Source organism: Streptomyces sp. NPDC001513, from assembly GCF_042894695.1.
Lineage (GTDB): Bacteria > Actinomycetota > Actinomycetes > Streptomycetales > Streptomycetaceae > Streptomyces.
Genome location: NZ_JBIAVU010000008.1, coordinates 69,356 through 85,248, shown reverse-complemented (window position 1 = coordinate 85,248; position 15,893 = coordinate 69,356). Strand labels below are relative to the sequence as shown.

General features: G+C 71.2%; 13 protein-coding genes. 8 read left to right on the top strand and 5 right to left on the bottom strand.

Annotated elements, in window-relative coordinates; translation table 11 throughout:
- Window positions 1-424 precede the first annotated feature (424 nt).
- Both ACFYZ4_RS18915 and ACFYZ4_RS18910 read right to left on the bottom strand, forming a co-directional pair.
- Window positions 425-856, bottom strand: a complete 432-nt coding sequence (locus ACFYZ4_RS18915) for an NUDIX hydrolase (RefSeq protein WP_390784403.1) — start codon at window positions 854-856, stop codon at window positions 425-427.
- Window positions 853-1,407, bottom strand: a complete 555-nt coding sequence (locus ACFYZ4_RS18910) for an NADAR family protein (protein ID WP_390784402.1) — start codon at window positions 1,405-1,407, stop codon at window positions 853-855. The genes ACFYZ4_RS18915 and ACFYZ4_RS18910 overlap by 4 nt, the downstream gene beginning before the upstream one ends.
- 194 nt (window positions 1,408-1,601) lie before the next feature.
- Here ACFYZ4_RS18910 and ACFYZ4_RS18905 point away from each other — a divergent pair, with 194 nt between their 5' ends.
- The 8 genes from ACFYZ4_RS18905 to ACFYZ4_RS18870 all read left to right on the top strand — a co-directional run bounded on the left by ACFYZ4_RS18905 (window position 1,602) and on the right by ACFYZ4_RS18870 (window position 11,352).
- Complete coding sequence (locus ACFYZ4_RS18905) at window positions 1,602-3,116, top strand: gamma-aminobutyraldehyde dehydrogenase (RefSeq protein WP_390784512.1); 1,515 nt, start codon at window positions 1,602-1,604, stop codon at window positions 3,114-3,116.
- Window positions 3,117-3,163: 47 nt separating this feature from the next.
- Window positions 3,164-4,414, top strand: coding sequence for a spermidine/putrescine ABC transporter substrate-binding protein (locus ACFYZ4_RS18900; RefSeq protein ID WP_351288840.1), 1,251 nt, complete (start codon window positions 3,164-3,166; stop codon window positions 4,412-4,414).
- A gap of 61 nt (window positions 4,415-4,475) precedes the next feature.
- Entirely contained in the window at window positions 4,476-5,624 is a 1,149-nt protein-coding gene (locus tag ACFYZ4_RS18895; protein ID WP_390784401.1) for an ABC transporter ATP-binding protein, read from the top strand.
- Complete coding sequence (locus ACFYZ4_RS18890) at window positions 5,621-6,559, top strand: ABC transporter permease (RefSeq protein ID WP_390784400.1); 939 nt, start codon at window positions 5,621-5,623, stop codon at window positions 6,557-6,559. The genes ACFYZ4_RS18895 and ACFYZ4_RS18890 overlap by 4 nt, the downstream gene beginning before the upstream one ends.
- A complete protein-coding gene (locus ACFYZ4_RS18885) occupies window positions 6,559-7,365 on the top strand; it encodes an ABC transporter permease (RefSeq protein ID WP_351288836.1) in 807 nt (268 codons plus the stop codon). Before ACFYZ4_RS18890 ends, ACFYZ4_RS18885 begins: the two co-directional genes overlap by 1 nt.
- A 23-nt stretch (window positions 7,366-7,388) precedes the next feature.
- Window positions 7,389-8,807 carry an NAD(P)/FAD-dependent oxidoreductase gene (locus tag ACFYZ4_RS18880; RefSeq protein ID WP_390784399.1) on the top strand — a complete coding sequence of 473 codons (1,419 nt, stop codon included), beginning with the start codon at window positions 7,389-7,391 and terminating at the stop codon, window positions 8,805-8,807.
- 165 nt (window positions 8,808-8,972) lie between these two features.
- Window positions 8,973-9,461 (top strand): hypothetical protein, encoded by a 489-nt coding sequence (locus ACFYZ4_RS18875; RefSeq protein ID WP_351288832.1) that lies wholly within the window; start codon window positions 8,973-8,975, stop codon window positions 9,459-9,461.
- Between the two features lie 85 nt (window positions 9,462-9,546).
- Window positions 9,547-11,352: a chitinase gene (locus tag ACFYZ4_RS18870; protein ID WP_390784398.1), complete on the top strand. Its 1,806-nt coding sequence runs from the start codon at window positions 9,547-9,549 to the stop codon at window positions 11,350-11,352.
- On the opposite strand, the gene ACFYZ4_RS18865 is transcribed toward ACFYZ4_RS18870, so the two are convergent.
- The 3 genes from ACFYZ4_RS18865 to ACFYZ4_RS18855 are packed head-to-tail and all read right to left on the bottom strand — an operon-like array spanning window position 11,337 to window position 15,821.
- Complete coding sequence (locus ACFYZ4_RS18865; protein ID WP_390784397.1) at window positions 11,337-12,617, bottom strand: McrC family protein; 1,281 nt, start codon at window positions 12,615-12,617, stop codon at window positions 11,337-11,339. The genes ACFYZ4_RS18870 and ACFYZ4_RS18865 overlap by 16 nt on opposite strands.
- On the bottom strand, window positions 12,598-15,033 hold the full coding sequence (locus ACFYZ4_RS18860) for an McrB family protein (RefSeq protein WP_390784396.1): 2,436 nt from the start codon (window positions 15,031-15,033) through the stop codon (window positions 12,598-12,600). The genes ACFYZ4_RS18865 and ACFYZ4_RS18860 overlap by 20 nt, the downstream gene beginning before the upstream one ends.
- Window positions 14,967-15,821 (bottom strand): phosphatase PAP2 family protein, encoded by an 855-nt coding sequence (locus tag ACFYZ4_RS18855; RefSeq protein ID WP_390784395.1) that lies wholly within the window; start codon window positions 15,819-15,821, stop codon window positions 14,967-14,969. The genes ACFYZ4_RS18860 and ACFYZ4_RS18855 overlap by 67 nt, the downstream gene beginning before the upstream one ends.
- Window positions 15,822-15,893: the final 72 nt, after the last annotated feature.

The window sequence follows — 15,893 nt, the reverse complement described above, 5'->3', positions numbered from 1 at the left end:
GGTGAATCCCCCCGAATTCAAAGGAAGCGGGGGAGGCGTGACGTGCGGGATGCCCGAGATCAGAGGTCGGCGACGGACAAAGTCGGGTGCTCTGTCCAGCTGAGCTACCGGCCTGAGCCGGGCGGGATTCGAACCCGCCACCTCCCGATCCGGAAGTAGCCGTCGCCTGCGCACCGGGCATCCCGCACGCGGCCTCCCGAGATCAAGGTGGCGGCGGCTTGGAGATTCTTTGCAAAAGAAGGAGCCGCTGCCCGCGCACCGGGAGGTGCGTGACGTAGGTGTCCAGAGAACAAGGTCGGCGAAACCACATGGTGCTCTGCCAACTGAGCTACACCGGCATGACACCGGTGACGGGACTCGAACCCGCGACCGCCCGATTTGGATTCGAAGTAGGTCTCGCCTTCGCACCTGGACATGGATCACGTTAGGCGGCGGGGCCGGGATCCACCACGCAATTACTGAGCAGCGTGGGCACCATGACCGACGCGCCGTCCGTACCGCGCGAGAGCGGGACCCAGATCAGCCCGACCATCCGGGGGCAGTCGCACTCCAGGTCCGCGTCGACGCCCAGGACCGGCTCCCCGGGCGCCACGTCCACCCGGAAGCAGGAGGTCCGGCCCGAGGGGTAGGGCGCCTCGTACGCGTACCGCACGCCCAGGGCGCGCAGGCCGGTCTCCTCGGCCACCTCCCGCCGGACCGCCTCCTCGGGCTCCTCGCCCGCCTCCAGGCCGCCGCCGGGCAGGGTCCAGTACTCCGGCCCGTCGTGCCGCCCCGTGGCCCCCCTGCCGCGCTCGCGCACCATCAGCACGCAGCCGTCGCGGACGATGACCGCGGCGACCCGGCGCCGCTCCGTCACGCGGCGTCCCCGCGCAGTCGCTCCCGGGCCTCCATCAGGGCGAAGCCCAGCAGGTTCAGCCCGCGCCAGCGCGCCGGATCCAGGGCGCGATCGTCGTCGGCGGCCAGTCCGATGCCCCAGATCCGGTCCATCGGGCTCGCCTCCACCAGCACCCGGCTCCCGGTGCCCAGCAGGTACGAGCGCAGCGCCGGGTCGGAGCCGAACTTGTGCACGCTGCCCTCCACCACCAGGGCGAAGCGCTCCCGCTCCCATATCGCGTTGTCGAAGCCGCGCACGAGCCGCCCGGCCTTCTTCGCCTGCGCCGGGCTCTTCGCCGCCAGCGCGGCCCGCTCGCCCTCGGCGTCCCCGAACAGCCGGGCCTTGCCGGCCATCATCCAGTGCTCGGCCGTCGCATAACGGACGTCACCTACAGTGAAGGCGGACGGCCACCACTGGCTCAGGCAGCTCGGACCGAGCCTGCCGTCGGGCAGCGGCCGGTGCCCCCAGAACGGCAGGTACTTCACCCGTTCACCACGGCTGACCTGCTTGATCAGGCCCTCGATCATCTCCATGCACGCGAGTCTGGCAGTCGCCACTGACACTTCGTACGGGATTTCCGGTGTGCCTCGACACATGGTCGACCGATTCCGTCGCGTAATCAAAAGGCAACAACGGAATCACTTGGCCGAGGGCACCGCCTCTGTCAGGATCGGCACTCAATTCGAGCTGTAGCTCGAACTGTAGCTACGGAGAGCGTGAGAGCGTGATGGGCAACCGCTTCCAGGTCAAGGACCGCTTCGCAGACGGCGCGCAGTACATCGACGGGCAGATCAGGCCCGGCACCTCCGGACAGTCACACACGGTGGTCGATCCGGCGACAGGCGACGAGGTCCTCACCTACGAACTGGCGAGTACCGCGGACGTCGACGAGGCGGTCGCCGCTGCCAAGCGTGCCTTCCCGGCATGGTCCGGCGCCACCCCCGGCGAGCGTTCGGACGCCCTGCACCGGCTGGCCGCCGTGCTGGCCGAGCAGGCGGAGGACTTCGCGTACGCCGAGTCCCTCCAGTGCGGCAAGCCGATCAGGCTGTCCACGGAGTTCGACGTGCCGGGGACCATCGACAACACCGCCTTCTTCGCCGGAGCCGCCCGCCACCTCCAGGGGCAGGCCGCCGGCGAGTACTCGGGCGACCACACCTCCTACGTACGCCGCGAGGCCATCGGGGTCGTCGGCTCCATCGCGCCCTGGAACTATCCGCTCCAGATGGCCGCCTGGAAGATCCTCCCGGCGATCGCCGCGGGCAACACGATCGTCCTCAAGCCCGCCGAGCTCACCCCGCTGACCGCCCTGATGTTCGCGCAGGCGGCCAAGGAGGCGGGCCTGCCCGACGGCGTGATCAACATCGTCACCGGCGCCGGCCGCGTGGCCGGCGAGCACCTGGTCGGCCACCCCGACGTGGTGATGACCTCCTTCACCGGCTCCACCGCCGTCGGCAAGCGGGTCGCCGAGATCGCCACCGCCACCGTCAAGCGGCTCCACCTGGAGCTCGGCGGCAAGGCCCCCTTCCTCGTCTTCGACGACGCCGACCTGGAGGCCGCCGCGCACGGCGCGGTCGCCGCCTCCCTCATCAACACCGGCCAGGACTGCACCGCCGCCACCCGCGCCTACGTGCAGCGCCCCCTCCACGACGCCTTCGTCGCCCGGGTGGCCGAGCTGATGGAGACAGTCCGCCTCGGCGACCCCTTCGCGCCCACCACCGACCTCGGCCCGCTGGTCTCGCACGCCCAGCGCGACCGGGTCGCCGGCTTCGTCGAGCGGGCCCGCGCCTACGCCACCGTCGTCACCGGCGGCGAGATCCCGGCGGGCGAGCTGGCCGACGGCGCGTACTACCGGCCCACCCTCATCTCCGGCGCCGCCCAGGACAGCGAGGTGGTCCAGTCCGAGATCTTCGGCCCGGTCCTCGTGGTCCTGCCCTTCGACACCGACGACGAGGGCATCGCGCTGGCCAACGACACCCCGTACGGACTCGCGGCCTCGGCCTGGAGCCGCGACCTCTACCGGGCGAACCGCGCCACCCGTGAGATCCAGGCGGGCTGCGTCTGGGTCAACGACCACATCCCGATCATCAGCGAGATGCCCCACGGGGGCTACAAGGCCAGCGGCTTCGGAAAGGACATGTCCGCCTACTCCTTCGAGGAGTACACGCAGGTCAAGCACGTGATGTACGACAACACCGCGGTGGCCGCGAAGGACTGGCACCGCACGATCTTCGGGGACCGATAAGAACCCACCGCCCGACCAGCGGTACACCTCCCGAAAGGGCACAGCGCATGGAGCAGTTCGAGCCCGACCGCCTCTCGGCGGCGCAACTCGCCGCGATGCGGCGCAGCCTCACCAGTGGGCGCGGCGCCCTCACCCGCCGCTCGCTGCTGCGCGCCTCCGGAGTCGGAGCGCTCACCCTCGGAGGCCTGTCCACCCTCGCCGGGTGCGGCATCCCGCCCGCCAAGCGCGCGGGCGACGCGGCGGTGGCCTCCGACGACCACTCGGCCGAGGAGAAGGAGATCAACTTCTCCAACTGGACCGAGTACATGGACACCAGCGAGGACGAGAAGTCGCGTCCCACGCTGGAGGAGTTCGCCCAGCGGACCGGGATCAAGGTCAAGTACACCGAGGACATCAACGACAACGTCGAGTTCTTCGGCAAGATCAGACCGCAGCTCGCGGCCGGCCAGGACACCGGCCGCGACCTGATCGTCGTCACCGACTGGCTCGCCGCCCGCATCATCCGGCTGGGCTGGGCGCAGCGGCTGGACCCCTCGCACCTCCCGCACGCCTACGCCAACCTGATCCCGCAGTTCCGCACCCCGGACTGGGACCCGGGACGGGCGTACAGCTACCCCTGGACCGGCATCGACACCGTCATCGCCTACAACGAGAAGGCGACGGGCGGCAAGAAGGTCGACTCCGTCACCCAGCTGCTCGACGACCCCACCCTCAAGGGCCGCGTCGGCTTCCTCACCGAGATGCGCGACACCGTCGGCATGACCCTGCTCGACCAGGGCAAGGACCCCGCCCACTTCACCACCGCGGACTTCGACGGGGCGATAGGCCGCCTCCAGAAGGGCGTGGACACCAAGCAGATCCGCCGCTTCACCGGCAACGACTACACGGCGGACCTCGACAAGGGCGACCTCGCCGCCTGTCTCGCCTGGGCCGGCGACGTCATCCAGCTGCAGGCCGGCAACCCGGACATCAAGTACGCCATCCCCGCCCCCGGGTACATCACCTCCAGCGACAACCTCCTGGTCCCCGCCCAGGCCCGGCACAAGGCCAACGCGGAGAAGCTCATCGACTACTACTACGAGCCCGCGGTCGCCGCCCAGCTGGCCGCCTTCATCAGCTACGTCTGCCCGGTCGAGGGCGTCAAGGACGAGCTGGCCAAGATCGATCCCGAACTCGCGGACAACCCCCTGATCGTCCCGGACAAGGCGATGGCCGCCAAGGCCCGCGCCTTCCGCTCCCTCACCAGCGAGGAAGAGACCGCGTACGAAGAGAAGTTCGCCAAGCTCATCGGCGCGTAGCCGTACGCGCCCCGCGAACCCTCCCTTGCCCGCTCCGCCCACCCACCCCCGGGACCTCTCCATGACTGACAAGACCGCGGGCGGCGACGTCCGCCTCTCCGGGATCAGCAAGCACTACGGCACCTTCACCGCCGTGCACCCGCTGGATCTCACCATCCCCCAGGGCTCCTTCTTCGCCCTGCTCGGCGCCTCCGGCTGCGGGAAGACCACCACCCTGCGCATGATCGCCGGCCTGGAGGAGCCCTCCACCGGCACGGTCCACCTCGGCGACCGCGAGGTCACCGACCTGCCGCCGTACAAGCGCCCGGTCAACACGGTCTTCCAGAGCTACGCGCTGTTCCCGCACCTGAACATCTACGAGAACATCGCCTTCGGACTGCGCCGCCGCGGCATCAAGTCGGTCAAGAAGCAGGTCGACGACATGCTGGAGCTCGTCCAGCTCGGTCAGTTCGCCGCGCGCAAGCCGCACCAGCTGTCCGGCGGCCAGCAGCAGCGCGTCGCCGTCGCCCGCGCCCTGATCAACCACCCGCAGGTGCTGCTCCTCGACGAGCCGCTCGGCGCCCTCGACCTCAAGCTGCGCCGCCAGATGCAGCTGGAGCTCAAGCGGATCCAGACCGAGGTCGGCATCACCTTCGTGCACGTCACGCACGACCAGGAGGAGGCCATGACCATGGCCGACACGGTCGCCGTGATGAACGGAGGCCGCGTCGAGCAGCTGGGCGCCCCCGCCGAGCTGTACGAGAACCCGGGCACCACCTTCGTCGCCAACTTCCTCGGCACCTCGAACCTCATCGAGGCGGACGTCGAGTCCGCCGGGTCCGACGTGGTCGTCTCGGCCTCCGGCACCACCCTGCGGCTGCCCGCCGCCCGATGTTCGACCACGCCCCGCGCCGGCGGAAAGCTCCTGGTCGGCGTGCGCCCGGAGAAGATATCCCTGGTCCCGGCCGCTGACGAGCACACCATCGCGAGCGGCCGCAACAAGGTCGCCGGCAAGATAGCCGACTCCTCCTTCATCGGAGTCTCCACCCAGTTCGTCATCGACAGCCGGGTCTGCCCCGAGCTGGAGGTGTACGCGCAGAACATCGAGCGGGACGCCCGCCTGGTCCCGGGCGCCGACGTGATCCTGCACTGGAACCCGGAGCACACGTTCGGCCTCGACGCCGCGCAGGACATCGACGCGGGCATCGAGACCGTCGAGGAGATCGCGTGACCGGCCCCGCCATCGACACGGCGCCGCCGCAGGCGTCCGCCGCCGCCGAACCCCCGGTGCACAAGCCGTCCGTGCGCAAGCGGCTGATCCCGTACTGGCTGCTGCTCCCCGGCATCCTGTGGCTGCTGGTCTTCTTCGTGCTGCCGATGGTCTACCAGGCCTCCACCTCGGTGCAGACCGGCTCCCTCGAAGAGGGCTTCAAGGTCACCTGGCACTTCGGGACCTACTGGGACGCCTTCACCGAGTACTACCCGCAGTTCCTGCGCTCCCTGCTCTACGCCGGCACCGCGACCGCGCTGTGCCTGCTGCTCGGGTACCCGCTGGCCTACCTGATCGCCTTCAAGGCGGGCCGCTGGCGCAACCTGCTGCTGGTCCTGGTCATCGCCCCCTTCTTCACCAGCTTCCTGATCCGCACGCTGGCCTGGAAGACGATCCTGGCCGACGGCGGACCGGTGGTCGCCGTCCTCAACGACATCGGTTTCCTCGACGTCACCAGCTGGCTCGGCATGACCGAGGGGGACCGGGTGCTGGCCACGCCGCTCGCGGTCGTCTGCGGTCTGACGTACAACTTCCTCCCCTTCATGATCCTGCCGCTGTACTCCTCGCTGGAGCGCATCGACACCCGCCTCCACGAGGCGGCCGGGGACCTGTACGCCCACCCCGCCACGGTCTTCCGGAAGGTGACCTTCCCGCTCTCCATGCCGGGCGTGGTCTCCGGGACCCTGCTCACCTTCATCCCGGCGAGCGGCGACTACGTCAACGCCGAACTGCTCGGCTCCACGGACACCCGGATGATCGGCAACGTCATCCAGTCGCAGTACCTGCGGATCCTCGACTACCCGACGGCGGCCGCGCTGTCCTTCATCCTCATGGCCATCGTGCTGATCATGGTCACCATCTACATCCGCCGAGCGGGGACGGAGGACCTGGTCTGATGCGCAATCCCCTCACGTGGCTCCGCCGCAATCTGGTCGTGATCGCGGGCCTCGGCACGCTCGCGTACATGATCCTGCCGAACGTCGTCGTCACCGTCTTCTCCTTCAACAACCCCACCGGGCGGTTCAACTACGCCTGGCAGGAGTTCTCGCTCGACGCGTGGAAGGACCCCTGCGGGGTCGCCGACATGTGCGGCTCCCTCTCGCTGTCGCTCCAGATCGCCCTGTGGTCCACCCTCGCCGCGACCGCCCTGGGCACCGCCATAGCCTTCGCGATGGTCCGCTACCGCTTCCGGGGGCGCGCCGCGGTCAACTCGCTGATCTTCCTGCCCATGGCCATGCCCGAGATCGTGATGGCGGCCTCGCTGCTCGCGCTCTTCCTCAACATGGGCATCCAGCTGGGCTTCTGGACGATCCTGATCGCCCACATCATGTTCTGCCTCAGCTTCGTCGTCGCCGCCGTCAAGGCGCGTGTCCTGTCCATGGACCCGCGGCTGGAGGAGGCCGCCCGTGACCTCTACGCGGGCCCGGTGCAGACCTTCGTACGGGTCACGCTGCCGATCGCGGCCCCCGGTATCGCGGCGGGCGCGCTGCTCTCCTTCGCGCTGTCGTTCGACGACTTCATCATCACCAACTTCAACTCGGGCAACACCGTCACCTTCCCCATGTTCGTGTGGGGATCGGCCCAGCGCGGTACGCCTGTGCAGATCAACGTCATCGGCACGGCGATGTTCGTCATCGCGGTGCTGGTGGTCCTCGTCGGCCAGATGGTCGGCAACCGCCGCAAGAAGGCACAACCGAAGTAGACCCCTGTAGGGAGTTGGAAGCCATGGCCCCAGTCGCCATGCGTAGTGTTGCGAAATCCCTTTCCGAAGCGAAGCCGGTCTCGTACTGGCTGGACGACCCCGGCAAGCCCGCGCCGCAGCCGGCGCTGACCTCGGACGAGCGCTGTGACCTGCTGGTCGTCGGCGGCGGCTACAGCGGTCTGTGGACCGCGCTGATCGCCAAGGAGCGCGACCCCGAACGGGACGTCGTGCTCATCGAGAGCAAGGAGGCGGGCTGGGCCGCCTCCGGGCGCAACGGCGGATTCTGCGCCGCCTCCCTCACCCACGGACTCGGCAACGGGATCGCCCGCTGGCCCGACGAGCTGGCCAAGCTGGAGGAGCTGGGCGCCCGCAACCTCGACGCCATCGAGGAGGCCGTCGCCCGCTACGGGATCGACTGCGACTTCGAGCGGACCGGCGAGATCGACGTCGCCACCGAACCCCACCAGGTGGAGGAGCTGCGCGAACTCCACGAGGAGGCGCAGCGCCTCGGCCTGGCCGGCCGCTCCGAATGGCTGGACGCCGACGCCCTGCGCGCCGAGGTCGACTCGCCGACCTTCCTCGCGGGCCTCTGGGACCGCGACGGCGTCGCCATGCTCAACCCGGCGAGGCTGGCCTGGGGCCTCAAGCAGGCCTGCCTCGGCCTCGGGGTGCGGATCTACGAGAACACGCCAGGCCTGAAGATGTCCGCGGTCGGGACCGGGATGGCCGTCCAGACCCCCTACGGCACGATCCTCGCCCGCCGGGTCGCCCTGGGCACCAACATCTTCCCCTCGCTGGTCAGGCGGATCCGCCCCTTCACGGTTCCGGTCTACGACTACGCGCTGATGAGCGAGCCGCTGGACGAGGCCCAGCTCGCCGCGATCGGATGGAAGAACCGGCAGGGGCTCGGCGACAGCGCCAACCAGTTCCACTACTTCCGGATCACCAAGGACCACCGGATCCTGTGGGGCGGCTACGACGCGATCTACCCCTACCGGGGGAAGCTCGACTCCGAGTACGACCACCGCCCCGAGACGTACCTCAAGCTCGCGGAGCACTTCTTCACCGCCTTCCCGCAGCTGGAGGGGCTGAAGTTCAGCCACGCCTGGGGCGGCGCCATCGACACCTGCTCGCGCTTCTCCGCCTTCTTCGGCACGGCGCACTCCCGGAAGGTGGCCTACGCGGCCGGCTACACCGGGCTCGGGGTGGGCGCCACCCGCTTCGGCGCGGAGGTGATGCTGGACCTGCTGGACGGACTCTCCACCGAGCGCACCCGGCTGGAGATGGTGAAGTCCAAGCCGATGCCGTTCCCGCCCGAGCCCTTCGCCTGGACCGGGATCACCCTCACGAAGTGGTCGCTGGCCCGCGCCGACCGCCGCGGCGGGCACCGCAACCTGTGGCTCCGCACGCTGGACCGCTTCGGCCTCGGCTTCGACAGCTGAACGGCACGTCGCCCGATCGCACGCGCCCCCGGCGCACATCCGCCGGTCACCGTGTGACCCGGTTCACTGCCTTGGAGTAAGGAAACCCGCGTCATAGTTGCGCCCGGCCCCGCTCTCTCCCGGTGAGAACCCTTCACCGCGCACGAGACGAACGGAGGCCGGGCGATGACGTTCCCGGGGGCCAAGACGGCAGTGGAATGGCTGGTATCGGTGGCGCCGGACCCCGATGCCTGCCGGTGGGAGTGGGAGCGCAACCCCCTCGGGGTCGCCCTGCTGCCCGCCGGCCGGCTGTGGGACGTGCTCGTCCTGCCCGGGGACCTGGGGCAGGTCACCCTCGACGTACTGCGGCTCATCATCGACCGGCCCGGCCCGGTGCTCGCCGACTTCGGCGACTCCCGGATGGGCTTCTTCGTGCCTGCGGGCACCGCGTCCCGCTGGATCGGCACGGGTGTACGCGGGGCCGGGCGCGGGAGCTGGATCGTCGTCCCGTATCCCGGCCGGGCCACCGGCGGGGTGCGCTGGGCGGTACTGCCGGACGGGGAGGGGACCCTCACCGACCCGGCCGTGCTGGAGCTCGCGATGCACGAGGCGGTGGCGACGGTCGCCGTGTCCGCCGCGGCGTCGGCCGGAGAGGGGGAGGGCCGGACATCTTGACAAGGGTATTGGTCTGGACCATCTTGGGCGCCGCTGTTCCCGTTTCCACAGCCTGGCTCCATCCCCCCATGCCCCGGAGGCAGTTGTGCGCAGAACCTGGTCCCTCCTCACGGCCGCCGCCCTGGCGGCGGCCGCATTCCTCGCCGCCGGACCGCCCGCCGCCGCGGCCGACGCCGATCTCGTGCGCAACGGCGGCTTCGAGGCCGGCCTCGACGGCTGGAGCTGCTCGGCGGGCAGCGGAGCCGTCGTCACCACCCCCGTCCACGGCGGAGGTTCCGCCCTCCGGGCCACCCCGGCCGGACAGGACAACGCCCGCTGCTCCCAGAGCGTCACCGTCAAGCCCGACTCCCCGTACACGCTGGCCGCCTGGGTGCAGGGCGCGTACGTCTACCTCGGCGCGAGCGGCACCGGCACCACCGACGTGTCGGCCTGGACGCAGACCCCGGGCGCCTGGAAGCAGCTCACCACCACCTTCCGCACCGGCCCGTCGACGACCTCGGTGACGGTCTACACCCACGGCTGGTACGGCCAGCCCGCCCACCTCACCGACGACCTCACCCTGATCGGCCCCGACCCCGGCGGCCCAGGCCAGCCCCAGCCCCCGGCCGCCCCCACCGGCCTGACCGCCACCGCCACCTCGTCGAGCTCGGTCTCCCTGAACTGGCCGGCGGTGCCCGGAGCCACCTCGTACACCGTCCACCGGGACGGCGCCGCGCCGTTCTCCGTCACCTCCGCCCCGACGGCCGTGACCGGCCTCGCCGCGTCCACCACGTACACCTTCCGGGTCAGCGCGGTGAACGCGGCGGGCGAGTCCGCGCAGAGCGCCCCCGCCTCCGCGACCACGACAGCCGGTGGCGGTGGCGGCGGGGGAGGCCTGCCCGCGCACGCGCTGGTCGGCTATCTGCACGCGAGCTTCGCCAACGGCTCCGGCTACGTCCGGATGGCCGACGTGCCCGCCTCCTGGGACGTCGTCAACCTGGCCTTCGGCGAGCCGACTTCGGTGACCTCCGGCGACATCCGCTTCCGGCTCTGCCCGGTCGCCGAGTGCCCGAACGTCGAATCCCCGGCCGAGTTCAAGGCCGCGATCGAGGCCAAGCAGGCCGCCGGTAAGAAGGTCCTCATCTCCATCGGCGGCCAGAACGGCCAGGTGCAGCTGTCGACCACCGCCGCCCGCGACACCTTCGTCTCCTCCGTCAGCAAGATCATCGACGAGTACGGGCTCGACGGCCTCGACATCGACTTCGAGGGCCACTCCCTCTCCCTCGCCACCGGGGACACCGACTTCCGGGCCCCCACCACGCCCGTGGTGGTGAACCTGATCTCGGCCGTGAAGACCCTGAAGGCCAGGTACGGCCAGGGCTTCGTCCTGACCATGGCCCCGGAGACCTTCTTCGTCCAGCTGGGCCACCAGTTCTACGGCTCCGGCCCCTGGGGCGGCCAGGACCCGCGCGCCGGCGCGTACCTCCCGGTCATCCACGCCCTGCGCGACGACCTCACCCTGCTCCACGTCCAGGACTACAACTCGGGCCCGATCATGGGCCTCGACAACCAGTACCACTCCATGGGCGGCGCGGACTTCCACATCGCCATGACCGACATGCTGCTCACCGGCTTCCCCGTCGCCGGCAACACCGCCCGCGTCTTCCCGGCCCTGCGCCCGGACCAGGTCGCGATCGGCCTCCCGGCCACGCCGAACGCGGGCAACGGCCACACCCCGCCCGCCGAGGTGAACAAGGCCCTGAACTGCCTGACGAAGAAGACGGACTGCGGGAGCTACCAGACCCACGGCACCTGGCCCGCCCTGCGCGGCCTGATGACCTGGTCGATCAACTGGGACCGCTTCGGCGGCTGGGAATTCAGCCGCAATTTCGACGCCTACTTCGGCGGCTGACCCAGCACCTCCCGCCACAACCGGGCCGGAGCCGCCGACGGCTCCGGCCCGCCCAGCACCGCGAGGGCGTCGCGCAGGTCCAGGGACACGGCCCGCACCCGTGCCGAGGTGGCGCCGTCCCAGGCGCGTACGGCGACCCGGGCCCCGGCGGCCCCCGGTCCGCCGGGGTGGACCAGGACGCACGAGGCGGGGCTCCCGAGCGCGTGCGCGTAGAGGAACGCCTGGTACAGGTCCGAGGTCGACAGCTTCTTGCCGTCGTACAGCTTGTACTTCGCGTCGACCGGCAGCCGGAAGGGCTGCCCGTCCCGCTCGCCGAGGACCAGGACGTCGGGCCGCACCTCGCTGTAGGGGGTGCGCGTCCGCTCGTCGAAGAGCACCCGCCGGTGCCGGGACTGCGCGTCGACGCGCAGGCCGAGCCCGGCGGCCGCGGCGCCCTCGGTGAGCAGCCGCGTCACGAACTCCTCGAAGAGGCCGTTCATGTCCACGAGGAACGCCCGGGACGACAGCGGCCCCGAGGCGAAGAGCCCTTCGACGCCGCCCCCGGAGAGCAGCAGCTCGGCCCATTGGTGGGCGGCCCGGTAATGGGCGTTGTGCCGGTGGTACTCCAGTCCGGCGACGAGCGTCCGCAGGTCCCCGAGCGGCGTCGGCGCCAGCGGCGCGAACTGCGCGGCGGCCCGCCGCGCGCGGGCCCGTACCCGGGGGAGCCGGGCCGTGCGGGCGGCCCGCTCCAGGGCGGCCGCGCACAGCCGGTTGTCGGGGATGTCCGCGTCGTGCTCGTCGAAGCGGCAGGCGAGGCGGTCGAGGCGGCCGTGGTGCCGCAGGAGCTGGCGGTCCACCAGCATCCGGCCGCGGACGGCGGGCAGGTCGTCCTCCCGGGTGAGGTAGTCCCGCCGGACGCCCCGGCGCAGCAGCCCCTCGCCGTACTCGGTGACCATGAGGGCCACCAGGTCGCGGAGGTCCGGGTCGCCCGCCGTCAGGTCCTGGTGGGACGGCAGGAGGCGCCCGGTCCCGCCCCGGGCGTAGTCCAGCATCCGCAGGACGTCGAGGCCGCTCCCGAGGTACTTGGGCAGGACCCGGATCTCGCACGCCGCCAGCCGCACCACCCCGACGTGGGAGGTGGCCTCCACCTCGATCCCGCCCGCGGCGGGCTCCCGGACGCGCAGCATCCCGTCGAGTGCGCCGTCGGCGAGCAGCAGCCGGTCCGCCGCAGTGAGGCGGGCCTCGGGGAACAGCTCGGAGCCGTACTCATTCAGGCTGAGTCGCATGGGCCTTGACCTGGAGTTCCTCGTACAGGGCGGACACGAGCTTCTCGTCGTCGAGCTCCCGGGGGGTGTGCGCCACGGGATCGATCACGGCGGTGCCGAGGAAGCCCGCCAGCAGGCCGTAGTCGTCGTACGCGTACTCCTGGAGCAGCGGCAGGATCTCGTCGCGGATCACGGCCGCCAGCTCCTCGGGGGTGCCGACCGGCTCCCCGCCGGGCAGCAGGAAGGCCTGGCCGATCTGCTTCTCGCGGTCGAGGCCGGCGCGGATGCGGGCGTTGAGCTCGGTGAGGAAGACCTTCAGGTCGAGCTGTCCCACCACGGCGTCGGTCAGCGGTTCCGTGTTCGGCAGCAGCTCCAGGAAGGCGAAACGGCGGCGGATCGCCGAGTCGAGCATCCGGATCGAACGGTCGGCCGTGTTCATCGTCCCCAGCAGCTGGACGTTGGGCGGTACGGAGAAGAGGTCGCCGCTGAGCGGCAGGGTGACGGTGTACCCCCGCTTGTCCTTCTCCAGCAGCGTGATCAGCTCACCGAAGATCTTGGGCAGGTTGCCGCGGTTGAGCTCGTCGACGAGGACCAGATAGGTGTGGCCGGGATCCTGCGCGGCCCGCGCGCACACCCGCTTGAACACGCCGGCCCGCACCTCCAGCGCGAGGCCCGCCTCGCCCTTCACGGGGCGCAGGCCCTCGATGAAGTCCTCGTAGCCGTAGTTGGGGTGGAAGGTGACCATGGTGAGCCGGTCCGCCTCGACGAGCGCCCGGTGCGTCGCCCGGAAGGCCTCCTCGCCGGGCTCGGCGTACGGCCGGACCCCGGGGAGGTCGTCGGCGAGCTCGCCGATGCGGCGGACGGCGTAGCGCAGGGCCTCGTACGTCTTGCCGGTACCGGGCGGCCCGTAGAGGACCGCCTGACCACGCCGGTCGAGGGCGTCCCCGATGCGCCGGAGCACCGGGTCGAGCGGGGCGCCGTCCGCCACCGGCTCGGCGGCCTCCTCCTGACCGGCGGCGGCCAGGCTCTTCGAGCGGGCCTTCGCGATCCTCTCCCACACGGCCGACCTGACCTCCGCCAGGAACCCCCGCCGCCAGGCCACGGGCGGCTCCAGGACCGTCGCGTACGTCTCGTCCCACTGCACCGAGACGGTGTGGCGGGGCTCGCCGCCGTCGGGGTCCCAGTGGTACCCGTCGTCGGTGACCCGGCCGACGGCGAGGACCCGGACGTTGCCGGAGGTCGCCACGACGCGGTCGCCGGGGCGCAGGGCGAGCAGCTCCCACAGGTCCGTCAGGCCCGGGTGGCCGGCGCAGGCCTCGGCGAACTCCTCACGGTCGGCGAACCGGTGCAGGTCGCCCACGTCTTCCCCGTCCATCGCGACGGCGAGGTGCCCGTGCGCCAGCCAGTCCGCCCACTGCCACTGCGACACCTGCCCCGCGGTGTCGATCCGTACGGTCCGGGGCGCGCTCAGCGGCGGCGCCCACCACAGGAGGAAGCGGGCGGCGAGATCGGGCGACCAGCCGGCGCAGACGCCGGTGCGCTCGAACAGCTCCTTGAGATGGGCCTTCCGCTCGAACGGGCGCATCTGCGGTACCGGCCCGTCGGCCAGCAGCGCCACGAAGTGGCGGGCGAGGTTGTCCGCGTAGAGGGGCAGCACGGACCCGTTCGCGTAGACGTGCAGGGTCTTGGCGATCACGGTGTTGCCGGCCCGGACGGCGGGCATGGAGTCGATGTCGCCGACGCGGCCGTCGAGGGCGGCACGGACGGCCTCGACGATCCCGGCGCGCACGGCCGCCCAGGCCTCGCCGGCGTCCTTGTAGCGGGAGTCGTGCCACCAGGAGCCGTCGGTGCGGCGGTAGACGAGGTGCTTCATGGCCGAGCCGCCGGTGATGCTGCCGAGCCGGGCGCTGCCGTACTCGATCACGTACGAGTACGTGTCGTTCCCGCTGCCCTGCCCGAGGGCGTAGCGCTCCAGGGGCAGCTGCTCCCAGTCGGCGAGCGGGAACCGGTCGCGGATGCGTTCGGCCTCCTGCTCCGCGGCCTCGGCGGCGGCGCGGTGGCGCTCGGTGTCGAACACCTCGGCCGCCCACTCGACGGGGCAGTAGCGCAGCAGTGCCGCCCGGGCGGCACTCACCGGGCGCAGGACGCAGGAGCAGAGGCCGTCGAGCGGCTGGTTCTGGGAGTTGACCAGGCCGATCCCGCGCGCGAACGCGGCCGGGTCGGCCGCGTCGAGCAGCCGCCACCAGAGCAGGCCCTCGGGATCGTCTGGGAAGGTCTTCAGCTCGGCGGAGTCCGTCAGGTGACCGCACGCCGGATCGTGATGGATCTTGCGGCCGTGTACGGGGAGCAGGATGCTGCCGCCCGACAGGGTCACCTCGTGCGGGCGTCCCCCGACCGTGAGCGCGTACTTCCGCGGCTGAGCCTGCTCTTCCCCCACCGGATCCCCCTCGGTTGACGACCGGAACGACCGTACGTCACCACCCGGGCCACGCCGAGCAGCAGGGGTGTGCACATCAGGAGGCTGGCCGCCACGTCCAGGGGCCAGTGCCAGCCGCGCAGGATCAGGCCGGCGGCCGTGGCGGCCGTCAGGGCGAGGGCGACGGCCATCGGCCAGGGGCGGCGGGTGTACGGGCGCACCAGCAGGGCCGCGCCGATGTAGGCGACGGCCGCGGTGGCCGTGTGGCCCGAGGGGAAGTAGCCGGCGGCCCAGGGTTCCAGGGGGCCCGGCCGGGCGGTCCACTCCTTGAACGGGATGACGAGGGCCGGCACCAGGGCCATGGCCAGGCCCGCGGCTCCGGCGGCGCGGAGGCGGCCGCGGCGGGCGGCGTAGGCCATGGCGAGCGCGAGGACGGGCACGGCGACCGGGATGTTGCCGAGGTCCGAGAGGCGCTCGGTGACGGAGTCCGGGACCGTGCGCACCAGGGCGCGGCTCAGCTCGTGGTCCGGCGTCAGCAGCGGGCCGGAGACCAGCACCTGCCAGGTGACCAGGGAGAAGAGGAGGCCGCAGAGCGCGGCGATCAGGAGAGGAGTGGCCGGCCGTCCCGGAACAGGGGGGGTGGTTCCGGGACGGCCGCCCGGACCGGGTTGCCGCACGCCCCGGGGGGTTTGGGGCGAACGGCTGTCCGATCGGTGAGGAGTGTGCGCGAACGCATGCCCAATACGGTGCTGGGGAAGCCCGGTACTGGTGTCGCCCTCGGTTTCCCGTGAGCGGGGTGTCTCACTCATCTGCAGAAACCGTACGGCAGCAGAAGGGGGACCGACAGCAGGATCGCGTTCCCGCCATCGGCCCCCCACAGC